The sequence below is a fragment of the Parafrankia colletiae genome, assembly GCF_001854655.1.
Classification (GTDB): Bacteria; Actinomycetota; Actinomycetes; order Frankiales; family Frankiaceae; genus Parafrankia; species Parafrankia colletiae.
Genome location: NZ_MBLM01000195.1, coordinates 1 through 15,113, shown reverse-complemented (window position 1 = coordinate 15,113; position 15,113 = coordinate 1). Strand labels below are relative to the sequence as shown.

Below are 15,113 nucleotides of genomic sequence, written 5' to 3'. Positions count from 1 at the left end.
TCGTCCCACTGGTGGCCAGTATCCCGGCGATCCGTTCCCGACGCGGGCCGCGGCGACGCCGACCGGACAAGCTGCGGGCGGACAAGGCCTACGACCAGCCGGAACTGCGGCGTTTCCTGCGCCGGCGTGGCATCGTGGCGCGTATCGCCCGCCGAGGTGTGGACAGCGTCGAACGCCTTGGCCGGTACCGGTGGAAAGTCGAAAGAACGCTTGCCTGGCTGGGTGGGTACCGCCGGCTGACCGTCCGCTACGAACGCAACGGCCGGAACTTCCTCGGCTTCCTCTGCCTCGCCGCCGCGATCACCTGCTGGAAGAAACTCCCGCACTCGACGTGAGACACGCTCTTAATGAGTTCGCCGTCGCCGTCGGCCGGCATCGGGCACCTGACGCCAGCCGTGGCACTGGATGCCAGATGGCATCTGCGGTCCTGTGTACTGCGCCGCCGAGGCCGCAGTGGTGCAGCAGGGGCGGGGCCGCCGGGCAGCGRCCTGGGGTCGCGGGACGCAGAGGGGTACAGAGGGGTGCAGAGAGTGAGGCTGCGGCGGTGCCGGGGGTGTGCGCTCCCGACCGCGGTTGGCTAGCCCAACGCGGAGCGATTGCGCAGATTGGTGCTCTCCCAGTCGTGATTCCGGTGGTTCAGGTTCCTGTCTCGCCGTCAGGTGGAGGCCAGCTGGCGCGGGGTCACGGCCACCGAGGGGATGTTTCCGCCGCACTGCAGCACGACGTCGACTACCCGCAGCAGCTCGGCGACGTCGAGCATCGTGCCGGCCGTGTAGCCGCGCTGCGCCCAGATCTGGTGAACCTCCCCGGCGTACTCCCTGTCCCAGCCCGCGATGAACTCGGTCATGGAGTCACCTTCGCCGCCGCCGCAGTCCCCGACGATGATCCGGGTGAAGCCCACCGACGGGTGCTCGCCGCGCATCGAGTCGATGAGCTTGTCAAGCGCGGCCTTACTCACGTTGTAGGCCGCGAACCCCGGCCAGGGCGGCGTCAGGGACGCGCTCACCGAGGACAGGTAGCCGCCACGCCGCCTGAGGCTTCCCGGCAGGAGAGGGCCGCGGCAGTGATCAGCGCAGCACCGATCACGTTGGTGTCGAACGCCTTACGCCAGGTGGCGGCGCCGATCGTCTCGAATCGTGAGAGCGGCCCGATCCCGCTGGCGTAGATGATGGCGTCGATCCCGCCCAAGCCCGCGGCTGCCTCCTCGATCGCCGCCTGGCAGGACTCCTCGTCGGTCACGTCGCAGGCGATGGCGAGCGTGCCCGGCCCAGCCTCCTCGGCCGCCTCGACCAACCGGTGCTGCCGGCGGGCGAGCAGCGCCACCTTGTGGCCGCGCTGGCCCTGGTCGACGCCTATACACCGGCCGAGGCCACTCGATGCTCCGACCACCACAACTCTCATCGCCCGCACTCCGATTCTGTAGGCAGTCCCGCGAGCCGCGGATAGCGGATCCGGGTCTCGTAGCCGAGGGCCGCGGCGTCGGCGCGTGCCGCCGCCAGCGCCTCGAAACACGCGATCACCGGACGGCGCGCTCGGTGTCCGCGTCCAGCGCGGACACCGACCTTCCTCTTGCGCCGTTGCCGGTCGTCAATAATGATACGCACTAGGTGCCGTTTGTCGGACTCGACCCCCAACACGAACAGTAGGACTGACCCGTGAGCTCAGCCATCGAGACGCTGACCCGGCTGGCCGATGCCGAGGATCGGTTCGATCACTCCCACGCCGACCTGCGCGAGACGCAGTCAGCCGCCCTGAACGAGCGGTTCCAGGGCGGACGCGATCCAGGGTTCCTCCCCACGCCCGTGGGGGGTCCGGTACGTCCTGGGTCATGTTCACGGGCCTGGATCAGGCGGCTCCGGCGAGCACCAGGCGCACGACCATGTCGGCGTCGTCCGCTGTCGGCGGTGCCTGCATGCTGAGGACGCGATACAGCAGGGAACCGATCAGCACGCCGGCGATCGTCGGGACCGGCACCTCCGACCCGAGCTGACCCGCCGCGCAGGCACTGTCCAGGCGGTCACGCAGGAGCTGCTCGTGGGGTCCGGTGAAGCGCTCGTAGAGGACATCGGCGACGGCACGGTCCTCGGCCGTGGCCGCAGTGAGGGCGAGGATGAGGCTCCTGCCCACACCGGAAGCCAGATGCTCGGTCCAGGCCCGCAGCCAGGCGCGCAGGTCGGTCTCGATGTCTCCCGTGTCAGGCAAGGGGATGAGCGGTGGCACGAGCCCGCCGGCAAGTGCTGCATCGGCGACCACGGCGCCCTTCGAGCCCCACCAGCGGTAGATCGTCTGCTTGCCGACGCCGGCCTGGGCGGCGATGGCGTCGATCGTCAACCGTTCGTATCCGTGTTCGAGCAGCAGGACACGGGCCGCATCCAGGATCGCCCGCCGTGAGCTCTCACTGCGCCGGCGCCCCCTTGTCATCCACTGAGTCTAGGGAGCGACCCGACCCGGATCGCGGGCGTATAGTCGCCCATCATCGAGACCGGTCGTCTCGATAATGGACGTCAGGAGCGTGAGGCATGCCGAACGAGGTTCTGGTGGTCATCGGCATCGGCGGCATGGGTATCGCCGTCACCCGCCGGATCGGTACGGGCAAGACGGTGCTGCTGGCCGACTACAACGAGACGGCGCTGAACGCCGCCACCGAGAACCTCCGCGACGAGGGCCAGCAGGTGACTGCCCAGGTCGTGGACGTGTCGTCCCGGGAGTCCGTGTACGCGCTCGCGCGGGCCGCCGCGGCCCTCGGTTCGGTACGGCACGTCGTCCACACCGCAGGTCTCTCCCCCACGCAGGCACCGGTCGACGCGATCTTGAAGGTCGATCTGCTCGGCACCGCGCTGGTGCTCGACGCGTTCGCCGAGGTCATCGCCGTGGGCGGCGCCGGCGTGGTTATCTCGAGCATGTCCGGCTACCTCGCTCCCCCGCCACCCCGCGAGATCGAGGCGCAGCTGGCCAACACCGCCACCGAGGAACTGCTCGACCTGCCGGCTACGGCGGTAGATGCCTTCCCGCATGCGGGCTATGCCTACTCCTTCGCCAAGCGAGCCAACCAGCTGCGGGTGCGTTCAGCCAGCAACGCATGGGGCGCACGAGGCGCCCGAGTCAACTCGATCAGTCCTGGCGTCATCTCGACGAAGATGGGACAGCAGGAGCTCGCGAGCGAGTCCGGTGCGGGTATGCGTGCCATGGTGGCGGCCTCCGGCACCGGCAGGCTCGGCTCGGCGGACGACATCGCCGCCGCCGTCGACTTCCTCCTGTCGGACAACGCCTCGTTCATCACCGGAACCGACCTCCTCGTCGACGGAGGCGCGATCGCCGCAGTCTCGACAGGCCAGGTCGACCTGTTCGCGGCGAGGAACTAAAGAATCACCCACACCGGCCACCACGCTCGACCCGAAGGACACACTCCTCGTCGCGGACCCTTGACAACGCCATCTACCAGCAGTCATCCGCCTCGCCTCGAGCGAGACGATCCCGCCCGTCCCGGCGGTGGTGGCCGACTGCCGCGTCAGGCAACGTTGGCCCGGTCCACGACCCGCTTGAATTAATGATCTTGGGTGTGGTTGTTCCGCCAGATGATGTGGCGGCGGATCATGCTGGCTTGGGCACGGTGGTCGGTGCCGTCGAGCGCGAAGTAGCGCAGGGCGGCGAGCTGGCGAGCTGGCGAGCTGGCGAGCTGGCGAGCTGGCGAGCTGGCGAGCTGGCGAGCTGGCGAGCTTAGGTGCGTACTCCCTGGGYGCGCCGGTAGGTGGCCCGCAGCCGCCGTCGCGGTCCCCGCTTGGCATCCGCCTGCTTCCCCCAGACCCCGACCCACTGCCGTCGGGGCGGGCTGGAGGTTGAGCGGGCCGAACTCGTCCATGCAGAACACCACCGTCGGCTTGCCGACCTCGGCACTGACCTGGACGTCGACGATCGCGTAGAGATGTTCGACGCGGGCCTTCTCCGTCTCGTACTCCGGATCCGTGCTGGCCTTCCAGGTCTTCAGGCGTTGAAAGGTGACACCTTCCTCGCGGAGCAGCGTGCGCAGGCCCTCATGGCTGATGTCGTCGACCACCCCCTCGGCGACCAGGAACTCCGCCAGCTTCGACAGGCTCCAGGTCGCAAACGGGAGCTGGTGCTCCGACGGCCGCGACTTCGCGATCTCTTCGTCCGGTTGCGCGCGTTCTACGGCGAGTACATCGCCCACCACCTCCGCGACCCCGACGAGGTCGCGGAACTGGTCGCGTCTCTGGCCGCCCGGCCCCGCCGGCGCCTGCGCCATCCCGTCGGCACCGACGCCTGGATCAAGCTCGCGCTGCACGCCCTGCTCCCCTGGCCGGCCTACGGGCGGCTGGCCCGGCGGCTGATCGGCCTGCGGCCGTAGACGCCGCCGAGTCAGCCGGGTCATCCGGACGGGCGCACCCCCACGATGCCGGGCTGCCGGTCCCCACGTCCACACGCCGACCCGGACCAGCGGCGAGCGGCGGTCACAGCCGCCGACGGGTAAGGCCGGGGGCCTTACCCGTGAAGCGTGTACCCCTCGGGGCTCTGCGCTCGTCGTCGGCCTCCCTGCCGAACCGGATGCGGGGACATGCCCTGGTCCAGAACATCCGCAGTACTAACGGTCGTCGAGCTCTATCCCGTCGTCGACACCGCTGCCGGCTATCTTGAACTCCCCGATGTTGCCGTACATGTCCCACGCGGTGATCGTCGGATCGTAGTACTCCCGCCATGTCGTGAGCGGCCCGTTGGGGATGTGCCAGCCATTGCCGCCGGTGGTGGCGTGCACCCAGGTGAAGCACAGGTACCGTTCGGGATAGGGCAGGTCGTAGATCCTGGCATAGTCCCACCAGTTGTTCCCGACGGGGAAGTTGACGATCTGCCCGGCGTACCCGTCGCTTGAGTAGTAGGCGCTCTCGTGCGGCTCCCGAGGCCAGACGTAGGCGCCGTAGAAGTTCTTGTGGCGGTTGTCCGGCTTGATGTCACTCGCGAAGAAGCCCTCGTAACCGTCGTCACTCCAGTAGCCCGACACCGAGAAGGTGACGAAATAGTTGTCCGAGGAGTTCAGCGAGAGATAGTAGTTCCAGGCCTTGGTGGTCACGTACCTGGTGTCGTCCCCGTACTGGGTCGGGGTCGTCGAGTAGCGCCAGGTGACGTCCGACTTCCGGTGGGTGAGGGCCACCAGCGGGTTGAGCACCACCTTCCCCTCGAAGGTGCCCGATCCCTGCGTGGTCTGGTAGATCTTCCCGGTGTCCGTCTTGACCCAGGCGGCGATCGACTTCTGGCTGACCCCCGGCCGGGCGGTCACGTAGAACGTGAACTGCTGGGTCCCGTCGTCCAGCAGCTCGGGTTCGGCGGCCCGGCTCCCGCCGGGGACGTGGTGGAAGTACTGGTCCTCCTCGTTCGTGAAGCACCAGTCGGTGCTGCCCTTCCAGTTGAGCTTCGTCCCGGTGACGTAGTCGACGAGGTTCACCCGGTCTGGCCAGGAGATGGCCCCGTAGTACGTGTTGTTCTTCTCGTCGGTCGGCTTGATGCTGATGGTCACGGCGACCTGGTTTCGGCCGTTCGCGTAGATGGCGGAGGCCTGGCCGCCGGTCTCCAGGATCACCGAGAGTTTGGACACTCCCGCCCATTCGGTCATGTGGGCTCTCCTTTGCGTCGCCGGGTGACGTGTGTACGGTTTTCGTCGCGCGCCCGCCCGCGGCCGGGCGCGCGAGAAGGCAGACAGTCGAGGCGGTGGGCGAGCCTGCGGCCCCTAATCCCAGCGCGTCCTCGTCCGGGTGAACGAGACGGTGGGCTCCAGGCCCAGAATCTGCCGGATCTGCCGGTCGTTGCGGCTGTAGCAGAATCCGACGATGATCTCCGCGTTGGRACGCCGCAGGATTTCCTCCAGCTGGCGCGGTCTCATCCGGCGCATGTTGTGGACCTGCACGGTCGCGCCCCTGCGCTCTCCGTTCATCGCGTCCGCGGTGGCTCTGTCCTCCCTGAGGAATCTCCGGTCGAGATGCCCGGCGGTTCGATTCCCGGTTCGTTCACCGTGCGTTCCGGACAGGATGTGGATTTCCTCCGTGTCGGCCAGCCCCTGCGCCCGTCTGGCGGCGTCCTCGACCGTCGTCGCGGTGACCCGGAACTCGGTGGTCCAGATCGCGTTCCGGTACTGGGAGAGGGGCATGCGCCGGAACCCTCTGATGTTGCTGTACTCGTCCTGCATCCGGCGGGGCGCCTGGACGATCAGCGGCCCGCCTTCCGGCTGCTCCACGATCGTCGGGTAGGTGCGGCGGAGGTATCGGGAGAAGGCGGGGTCGGGGACGCGGTCGCCGCGTTCGATCTCTCCCGCGAGTTCCGGGCCGCGTTCGCCGAGCCTGCCGGCGGTGCGGGCCAGGGTGGCGCCGGCTTCGAGCAGGCCGGGCAGGCCGGTGCCCAGCGAGATCCAGCCGAGGATGGACGAGGCCTCCGGCGAGGCCTTCTCCAGGGCGCCGCTGGCGATGGCGGTGACGTCGGAGGCGACACCCAGGGCACCGACGACGAGCGTGGCGGTGGAGGCGGCGCTGAGGGCCGCGAAGACGCCGCCCGCCGCGGCGATCGCCAGGCCGCCGGTGACGACGGTGAGGGCGAGCCCCGCGACGCCGAGGCCGATGCCGAGCCAGGCCTGCCAGCTGAGGTTTCCGGACGGGTCGATGCGGTTGATGGGGTCGCCGGCGCAGTAGGCATACGGATTGATGCCGCCGCCACCGAAAGGGCTGAGCGGGTCGGGGGTGGTGAAGTGCATCAGCACGGGGTTGTAGGTGCGGGTGCCGTTACCCAGGTGGTAGCAGCCGGTTACCGGGTCGGTGCGCTGGCCGGTGAAGCTGAGGATGCTGTCAGTGAGCTCTGGCTGTGTCGGGCGCTGACCGTAGGGGGTGTAGGCGTATGGGTCCCGTTGGGCGCTGGAGGCCGCCAGCCGCACGGTCTGGGTGCGGTCCACCCCCAGAAGGCGGGTCGGCGGCTGCTCTCCCGGGCGGTGCTGGGCCACGGGAACGTCACCGAGGTGCAGGAGGCGGGCCGCCTGGCCGTCCTCGGTGACGGTGGCGAGGGTCTCGCCGCGGTAGGCCAGGACGCTCGTGCGGCCGTCCTGGGTGGTCTGAGTCAGGAGCCGGTTGAGCGAGTCGTAGCCGTAGGTGCCGGCCTGGTCGGTGGACTGGAGGCGGCCGAGGGGGTCGTAGCGCAGGACGCGCCCGGCGTCGTCGACGGTCAGCCGCCCGGCCGCGTCGTACACCAGGTCGGTCTCGGTGGAGGGGTTGCTGCGGCTGATACCGGTCAGCTGGCACGGGTCGGCAGCGTTGCCGTAGTGGTAGGTGGCCGTGTCGGCGCCGCCGCCTGAGAACTGGGTCTGGCAGCCGGTGATGCTGCCGTAGCTGTCGTAGCTGAACGTCTGCGCGGCGATCTGGCGGCCGTGCTCGTCCAGCGGCGGGAGTGACCCCTGGCAGRTGTAGCCGGTGAGCCGGTTGCGGCTGTCGTAGCTGAAGGTCTCGTCGCGTACCAGCGCGGAGCCCTGGTACGACTTCCTGGCGCGCAGGAGGTCGTTGTCCTGCCATTCCTGGGTCTGTTTCCAGACCTCGGTGCCGCCCGTGTCCACCGGGTCGCAGGTGAGGTCGCGTCCCACCTCGCGGCCGAGGTCGTCCAGGGTCAGCGCGGAGGTCAGCGTGAAGCCCGACCGGCGGTCCCTGACAGTCCAGCCGATCAGCCGGCTCGCGGCGTCGTAGGCCGGCTCCGACACCTGCAGGTCCGGGTCGGTGATCTCCTGGAACCGGCCGAGTGCGTCCCGGGTGGTCTGCCGGGTCACGCCGTCCACCCCGGTGTAGCTGTACTCGTCGCCGCCCAGGGTGAACCGCCACGTCGCGGTGGTGTCGGRCTGGCCGGACCGGGTGATCGTCTCCGTCCACGGCAGCCCCGACGGATAGTAGCCGCGGGTGATGGTGACCTCGCCCTCCCGCGCCTCGGTCAGGAAGCCGGTCACGGCGTGCGGGGTGAGGTACTGGGTGACGGAGTCGGCCTGGACCTGGGCCAGGGCCTCGCCCAGTTCGGGGATGACCGTGTAGCTGCGCCGCTGCCCGTCGGGCAGGGTGGCCACGGCCGGGACGACGTCGCTGTCGCGGGTGTAGTCGTAGCGCCAGGTACGGCCGCCGGAACTGGTGCCGATCAGCCTGCCCAGCTGGTCGAAGGTCTGCTCGCCGTAGGCGGCCAGACCACCGACGGCGATTTCGGTGGCGAGGCCGCCGGCCCCGCGCGAGACGTCGTAGGTCCGCGAGACCCCGGTGCCGTCCGGCAGCGTGGTCAGGGTGAGCAGGCCGCGCGGGTTGTAGTCGTAGTGGGTGGTGTTCTGGACCTCGTCGGTCTCCCGGCGCACCCTGCCCCAGCCGTCGCGGTCCAGCGTCCGGGAACCCCTGGAGACCCCCCGCAGGTCGAACCGCTCGACCCGCACCGGCTCGCCGCGCAGGTTGTGGGTCGTCACCGCCGTTCCCGTGACCGGGCTGCCGTTGCCCAGCAGCTGGGCGGTGGACGTCAGCGCGATCGGATCGGTACAGGTGAGATGGGTGGAGCCGTCGGAGGAATCCGCGGCCGACACCTCGCCCCAGTCGTCGTAGATCAAGGTCTCGGTCCGCGTGCCGCCCTGGCTGCCGTCGGGCAGGTGGTCCAGGTCCGTGATCGACGAGGTGCGGCCCTGTTCGTCATAGGTGATCCGCTGGACGACGTACCAGCCACCGTCACCGTCGACGGCCTTGCGCTCCCGCTGGATCGGGCGGCCCGCGCCGTCGAGGCTCGTCCGGAGCTGACAGCCCGGCTCATCCCCGTCGGTGGACATCATCGGGGACGTGGACGTCACCACGAACGGCGCGGCGCCGCCCAGCTCGTAGGTGCAGGTCTCCTCCGCCTGGTAGGACGTCCCCGGATTCACCGTGCGGCTGCGCAGGCGGCCCAGCCCGTCATAGGCCACGGTCACGCCGTTGCCCTGCGCGTCGGTAGCCGACCACAGGCGCCCGGTGAACCGTGAACGCCGTTCCGACCGCGTCACCGTGAGCCCGGAACCGGTCGCCACCGTGTGGTTCTGGGACAGTGCCTCGCCGTCCGTCGAGAAGGCGAAGGTGTGGGTCGATTCGACGGTCACGGACGGGTTGCCGCCGTCGCCGCCCAGCATCTCGCGGCCCGTCAGGGTCTGGAGGCGGCCGAACTCGGCACCCGAGGTGACATAGCGGAAGTCCGCCTCGGACAGCTCCTGGGTGCCGGCGGACCGCGTCTCGGTGGACTTCAGCACGACGGTGCTCACCCGCGGATCCGGGGTGGTGAACAACGTGTACTGGTAGGAGACCGCGAGGGCGGGCGCGTCGAACTCGGTGGTCGGCGGCGTCCGGGTGACGTTCTTCAGCCAGCGGGTGAACCCGTTGGGGTCGGGCGGGCAGGCCGAACCACCCCCGCCCGCCGGGTAGAAGGTCCAGTCGGTCCGGCATCCGTCCGGATCGGTTCGGCTCTCGGGATTGCCCTGCTCGTCGAAGCTGGTCGTCGTGACCTCTCTGCRGCTGTCACCCGCCGGATCGGTCCAGGTGACCGTGCATTGCCGCGGAAGCTGGAACTGGGCTGGCTGCTCGTCGAACGACTGGCCGATCTGCGYGTAGTAGTCGGTGTGAACCAGCCGGGACGAGCCGTTCTGGGCCGTCATCTCGTCCGTCAGGAGATGGTACGAGTTGTAGGTCCGGGTGATCGTCCTGGTCTGGCCCTGGCAGGCCCGGGATTCCGTGGAACCATACGTGTAGCCGGCCAGCACCCCGTACAGGTTGTCCGAGCCTGCGTCACAGCTCGCGCCGGAGAAGCCGCCGACGAAATTGTTGGAGGTGTAGGTGTAGGTCGCTTCGATCGCCGGCTGCCCACCGCCCGGATCCTGTTCGAGCCGGACCACGAAGGGCAGCGGCGGCAGGTCGCAGCTCTGCGGGAACTGGTGGCCGTCGCTGGTGTAGGAGACCGTCTCGGACATCCCGCCCGGCCTGCTCACGCCAGTGAGCCAGGAACCCCACTCCCCCTGATCACCCACCGGGTCGTAGGAGAGGAGCCATTCCAGCGGCTCGTCCGCGCCGAGCCCGAGGTGGCGCACCTTCCACAGCTGGTCGTTCTGGAACCAGAACTCCACGTCGTAACCCTCGGAGCATCCGGGCAGGACATGCATGACGTGCCTGGCGTCATCCGACAGATCCACGGTCAGCAGCGTGTCGTTCTCATCCTGGATCTCCTGCAGGCGCGGCTGTGCGCCGCCGAAGTCCCACCCGAGCGTCAGGCCGCGGCCGGCGGGCGTCAGCAGCGCGGTGGGCACCTTGCGGCTGTAGGCGTTCTGCGGGCCGGTCAGGATCTCCACGTCGCCGGACTTGTGAACGATCTTGTAGAAATTACCGTCCTCGTCCCTGGTGACGCGGACCGTTTCCAGCCGCTGCTGCTGCAGAACCACGTCCGTTTCGCTCTCGAACACCTTGTAGCGCTCGCCCGAGGACAGCACCAGCAGGGCGTCGTCGGTGTCGTACACGGTCAGCCCCGGCGCAAAACCCAGCCCGAACCCCAGGTCAGCACCGTTGAGCGGTGAATAGCTCAGCACCAGCGGCAGCGACGGGCCGAGATTCCAATTACCCACGAGACCGCCGAGCGAGATCTGCGTGTTGTACAAGCCCGTGCGGGGATCCACGCCACCCGACACCGAGCTCTCAAAATTTGTCGCCTGCGTGAAAAATGAGGACACTGACGGCATGCTTCGCTCCCCCCACGGTCCAGATGCCGACCACCCGGCCGCACTTGCCTGGTTCCGGCCCCTCTCGCGACTGCCGGCGGAGGTTCTCGGAAATCAGGCGATTCCGCCCTGCCGCCGCAGGATCGCGGGCGCCAATCGCGATCCTGCGGTCATCGAACTTCGGCGGAGTCATCACATTTGACAGGTCATCACGTCAAACAAGATCATCGGGCTTCGACGGAGGCGTGGAATCCGACAGATTCATAGAAATACGACAGATTTGGCGATTCGACTGGATGGCCTGACGGGAGGCAGTGGTGAGCTGCCCGGACAATGCCAGCTTAGCCCGATGACGGTGATACGGACCCGTAAAGCGCGCTGCGCCCGACAGGCCGCCTTGAACGTTCCTTGTGACGAAATCAGTGTAACAGGATGCGGTGGGTCATGTCCCTTCTCGGGATATCTCCTGGCAACCGGACTGTGTGCGGTGACGTTGCGGGGCGCGGGCACAGCAGTCGGCGATCTGGCCCCGTTCCGTGTCGCGATGGACAGCGTCGGCCCGACCAACGCGGTGGCCCGCGGGCGCGAACCTCGCGCCGTCCGCCCCGAAACAGCGGCGTGACCTGCCCTGTGGGCGCGCAGCGGCCCGCCGTCATCCCTGCCGGGCGGCCCGCGTCGTCCGACATGTCGACCGGGCGGGCCCTGCCAGGTGAGGGCACCGAGACGAACGAGGCTCGCTGGACTCGCCGTTCCGGGTGCCGTAGCGGTCCCGCCGACCTTGTTCGGGATCAGGGATCCGGAACCATCTGTCAGGCTACGAGCCGGGTTGGAGATGGCAGCGCTTGTACTTCTTGCCGGAGCCGCACCAGCAGAGCTCGTTGCGGCGAAGCTTCGCGGGCGGCGCCGGCCGGCGTACGGCGGCCGTTCCGCTTTGGGGAACAGGTCCTTCAGCAGGGCTGCGTGCTCGTCGGAGAGCCCGGACAGGTTCGACCAACTGGCTGCGTGGGTAGCTTGTCCTGACCCGGGACTGATGTCGGCTGATGGCGCGCCCACCAGCGGCCGGCGAAGGTTCACGGCGTCTGACTGGATGAGCAGGTTGGGGGAAAGTAGCGGGACGACGCTGCGGACGGCCCACTGGAGGGCGGCGGCGAGATGGCGCGGGTCCCGTGAGAGCCGCGTCAGCGTCGGGACGACGAACACCTTGCCACGAACTGCTCGAGCTCCGCCGACGGCGGCGCCGTCCAGGCGTTGCGGACACCAACGTGCTGCTGCTTGACCGCGTCCGGAAGCGCGTAGGCACCGCCGGCCTTCGGTGCGTGGGCTGCTCCGGCATGGGTGTCGAGCCAGTCGGTCGCTTCCCGTCCGCTTCCCTCATCGGGGAGGACGACGGCTGCGCGGCGTGTTCTGGCGCTGCTGCACCGGCCGGCGGCGGCAACGAAGGCGGCGGCGGCCGGGAACCGGGTAAGCGCGTCGGAGAAGCGGGGGCGCTCGGCCGCGCACGCAAAGTCCGCTTCCTCCAGCCCCCACAGGTCGGGATTGTCGAGGTCGAGGAGCTTGTCGAGTAGTGAGACGGCTGCCCAGTTCGCACAGAAGGTCCCGAGCTGGTTGTCGTAGAACGTCACTCGATCGCTGGACGCGTGGAGGACCTCGGCCTCGGGGCTGCGCAGCACGGCGTTGGCGAGCCCTCGGGTGATGAGCGAAGACCGCGGAGGCCACCAGGCGCCGGTCGACTCGCCATAGAGCGCGACCCAGCCAGCCCGCGCTTCCGGGGAACAGGAGGCAAGGTCGGCCAGGAGGGTCCGCCAGCCGAGCCCGAGCGCCTCGCCATCAGCTGGTTCGAGACCGTTGTAGACCTCGGCGATGGCGGTGCCGAGGAGGCTTAGCCGCTCCCCTCTGTGTCAGTCTCGGGTGAGACACCCACCCGGTGCGGGTTTTGGCTACAGAGGGCGTGATCGGAGACCCTCGTGTTCATGGAGCCAGCGCCGCAGGAGTAGGAGCAAGTCGTCACTGCGGCCTGACCCTGCGCCGCGCTTGTCGCGGCGAACACCGAGTCCCAGGTGTCGGCGCTTCCTGAAATCTGGATCATTAAGCGCCCGTTGGCACGGGGGTCTCCCCACGGTGAGTGGGCACGTCGTCATGACGCCTCCCGTCGGCCCCGCACGCGCGAGGTCTCCCTACTCGGAGCGGGGGCGCGTGACGATGTGCAGGCGGTGGGCGCCGACGCCACGCTGACCCGTTTCACCTACCGGCCAGCCGCATCGAGCGGAGGCGCGAAGTGGCCGGCGCCCGCAGCGCGGTCAGCTCGGATCCCTGTGTGTCGGCGACGGGGGCCGGGCAGGTCAACAGATGGCGCCACCGTCCGTTGGGGGCCAGGCGCTGTCGGCCTGCCATGCCAGGCAGCCGAAAGATCACGTTGCGATGGGGCGGAGGTAGTGGTGGCGGGGCTCCGGGTACTCGGGGACGCTGTGCCAGGCCCGCTGCGTTCAGCTGGCTGGTCCCACATGCCCCGGTCGTTCCGCCGCGCTCTGGTGGGCTGCCCGCTGCTCGTCGGGCTGGCGGCTGTGTTCGCGGCGCTCCTCGACCCGGGGCCGGCTGTCATCGCCACGACCGTCGTCGCGTTCGTGTCCGAGGTCACCGCCGCGCTGGCCTGCTTCTGGAGTGCTCGGCACGCCGCGGCAGGTGATCGACGATGGCGGGTACTCATCGGCATGTTCGCGGTCGGCCTCGCGGGAGGTGCCCTCCTCACCGCGGTGACCCTGCTGAAGGGCGACTCGATCAGGTCTTCCGTGACCTCGGAGTATCTCGGCCTGATCGCCTTCTACGGCCTGGCACTGGCCGGGCTGTTATGCCTGCCGACCCACCCGGTTGATGGCCGGGGCGTGCATGGCCGGGGCAGCGACCTGACCCGTTGGTACGCGATCGTCGTGCTCGACAGCGCACTGATCGTCGGCTCGATCCTCCTGTTCGAATGGGGGACGTCACTGGAAGCGATCGCCCGGGCGAGCGCACCCGACCCCGTGCAGCTCCTCATCGCGCTCGTCCACCAGCTGACGATGCTGGCTCTCGCGGCCACTGTGCTGCTGATCGCGACGTTCCGCCGACCGCGGTCCCCGACGACGTTGGCACTGCTGGGCGGCGGCCTGCTGGCGTACTCCCTCACGGGCAGCATCCACGTCTACCGCTTCGCCCACGGGCACTACGACCTCCCGGCGTGGAGCCTGATTCCGCTCATCGTCTCCCTCCAACTGATAACCCTCGCCGCCCTGGCACCGGTTCGTGGACCGGTGGAGCAGCACACCGCGGCCGAGGCCGGCCCACGGTCGATGTGGGCACATACCGCCCTGCCGTACGCCGTGCTCGGCGTGACCAGTCTGTTACCTCTTGGCAAGCTGGTGGCGGGCACGCCACTCAACCGGGTCGAGGCGTATGGCGCGGTGTCACTGCTGCTCCTGGCGTTCACCCGACAGATGATCACTATGGCCGAGAACACCCGTCTGCTGGCCGAGGTGAGGAAACGCGAGAAGCAGCTGAACTATCAGGCGTTCCATGACCCCTTGACCGGTCTGGCCAACCGGGCGCTGTTCGCCCGACGCCTGCAGCACGAGGTCGATCCTGACATCGAGCCAGGGAACGACGCCACACCCACTGGCAGTCAGGCCGCCGTGTCCGTTCTGTGCCTGGACCTGGACCAGTTCAAACGGGTCAACGACACGTTCGGGCACGCCATCGGCGACGAACTTCTCAAGATCATCGCAGGCAGGCTGCGGGCTGGAATCGGCACGAACGACACAGTCGCCCGCCTCGGTGGGGACGAGTTCGCCGTCATCATCGACAGCTCAGGCCCAGACGAACCAGTCCACGTGGCCCAGCGCCTCGCAGCAGCGGTCCAGACGCCGTGCCACCTCGCGGGCCGGACCTACCTCCCACATGCCAGCCTCGGACTCGTCACCCTCGACCCCGACGCACGACCAGTAAGCCCCGACAGCCTCCTCCACCAGGCCGACCTGGCGATGTACGCAGCGAAACGCACCAAGACAGGCAGACTCGTCGTATACGACCGCCACCTGGTTCGCGGTGACCACCCACCCTGCCTATGACGGCCATCATGACGCCCGCACAGCGGCAGCAAACCGACGACCCATGAAATTCGGAGACCGGGCAGGGGAAGGGGGGTCAGCGTCGGGCAGGCCGTGGCGCGAGCAGCAGCTGCACGATGTCCACGACGCTGTCCTGGACGATCCGGCGGATGTCGTCCGCACCACGCGCGACGGCCTTGGGGCCTRCCAGGTCGGGGTCTGTAAAGTTAGCGGCTCTGTGCCATATTCGGTGGTGACGGATTGTTAGCCGAGCAGGATGCGGTGGCGGAGCAGGGTGAACCCGGCCCTGCCGT

9 protein-coding genes and 2 pseudogenes are annotated in these 15,113 nt (G+C 68.8%); 4 read left to right on the top strand and 7 right to left on the bottom strand.

Features of this window, described 5'->3' with window-relative positions:
• Positions 1–335: transposase (locus tag CC117_RS33885; protein ID WP_157905510.1), on the top strand; the 335-nt coding region annotated here is incomplete at its 5' end.
• Positions 336–655: 320 nt separating this feature from the next.
• On the opposite strand, the pseudogene CC117_RS33880 reads toward CC117_RS33885, so the two are convergent.
• Positions 656–1,401 (bottom strand): annotated as a pseudogene (locus CC117_RS33880) (SDR family oxidoreductase).
• Positions 1,402–1,845: 444 nt separating this feature from the next.
• Entirely contained in the window at positions 1,846–2,421 is a 576-nt protein-coding gene (locus CC117_RS33875; protein WP_071092537.1) for a TetR/AcrR family transcriptional regulator, read from the bottom strand.
• Positions 2,422–2,519: 98 nt separating this feature from the next.
• Between CC117_RS33875 and CC117_RS33870 the strand changes: the two genes are divergently transcribed.
• On the top strand, positions 2,520–3,362 hold the full coding sequence (locus CC117_RS33870) for an SDR family oxidoreductase (protein ID WP_071092530.1): 843 nt from the start codon (positions 2,520–2,522) through the stop codon (positions 3,360–3,362).
• Between the two features lie 182 nt (positions 3,363–3,544).
• On the opposite strand, the pseudogene CC117_RS36945 reads toward CC117_RS33870, so the two are convergent.
• Positions 3,545–4,147 (bottom strand): annotated as a pseudogene (locus tag CC117_RS36945) (hypothetical protein); the annotation flags it as partial.
• Between the two features lie 6 nt (positions 4,148–4,153).
• On the opposite strand from CC117_RS36945, the gene CC117_RS33860 reads away from it, so the two are divergent.
• Positions 4,154–4,363 (top strand): Rossmann-fold NAD(P)-binding domain-containing protein, encoded by a 210-nt coding sequence (locus CC117_RS33860; RefSeq protein ID WP_131803194.1) that lies wholly within the window; start codon positions 4,154–4,156, stop codon positions 4,361–4,363.
• Between the two features lie 234 nt (positions 4,364–4,597).
• On the opposite strand, the gene CC117_RS33855 is transcribed toward CC117_RS33860, so the two are convergent.
• From CC117_RS33855 to CC117_RS37770, 4 genes are all read right to left on the bottom strand, one after another.
• Complete coding sequence (locus tag CC117_RS33855) at positions 4,598–5,620, bottom strand: hypothetical protein (protein ID WP_071092525.1); 1,023 nt, start codon at positions 5,618–5,620, stop codon at positions 4,598–4,600.
• Between the two features lie 114 nt (positions 5,621–5,734).
• Positions 5,735–10,663, bottom strand: coding sequence for an RHS repeat-associated core domain-containing protein (locus CC117_RS33850; protein WP_071092522.1), 4,929 nt, complete (start codon positions 10,661–10,663; stop codon positions 5,735–5,737).
• An 874-nt stretch (positions 10,664–11,537) separates the two neighbouring features.
• Complete coding sequence (locus tag CC117_RS40845; protein ID WP_407673639.1) at positions 11,538–11,858, bottom strand: SEC-C metal-binding domain-containing protein; 321 nt, start codon at positions 11,856–11,858, stop codon at positions 11,538–11,540.
• A gap of 43 nt (positions 11,859–11,901) precedes the next feature.
• Entirely contained in the window at positions 11,902–12,393 is a 492-nt protein-coding gene (locus tag CC117_RS37770; RefSeq protein WP_071092520.1) for a hypothetical protein, read from the bottom strand.
• 831 nt (positions 12,394–13,224) lie between these two features.
• Between CC117_RS37770 and CC117_RS33840 the strand changes: the two genes are divergently transcribed.
• Positions 13,225–14,820: a GGDEF domain-containing protein gene (locus CC117_RS33840; protein WP_241830660.1), complete on the top strand. Its 1,596-nt coding sequence runs from the start codon at positions 13,225–13,227 to the stop codon at positions 14,818–14,820.
• The last annotated feature ends 293 nt before the right edge of the window (positions 14,821–15,113 follow it).

Excerpts from the sequence above, each read along its gene's own strand:
- CC117_RS33875 (WP_071092537.1), bottom strand. The coding sequence starts at position 2,421 with ATGACAAGGGGGCGCCGGCGCAGTGAGAGCTCACGGCGGGCGATCCTG.
- CC117_RS33855 (WP_071092525.1), bottom strand. The coding sequence starts at position 5,620 with ATGACCGAATGGGCGGGAGTGTCCAAACTCTCGGTGATCCTGGAGACC.
- CC117_RS33840 (WP_241830660.1), top strand. The coding sequence starts at position 13,225 with ATGCCCCGGTCGTTCCGCCGCGCTCTGGTGGGCTGCCCGCTGCTCGTC.
- CC117_RS33870 (WP_071092530.1), top strand. The coding sequence starts at position 2,520 with ATGCCGAACGAGGTTCTGGTGGTCATCGGCATCGGCGGCATGGGTATC.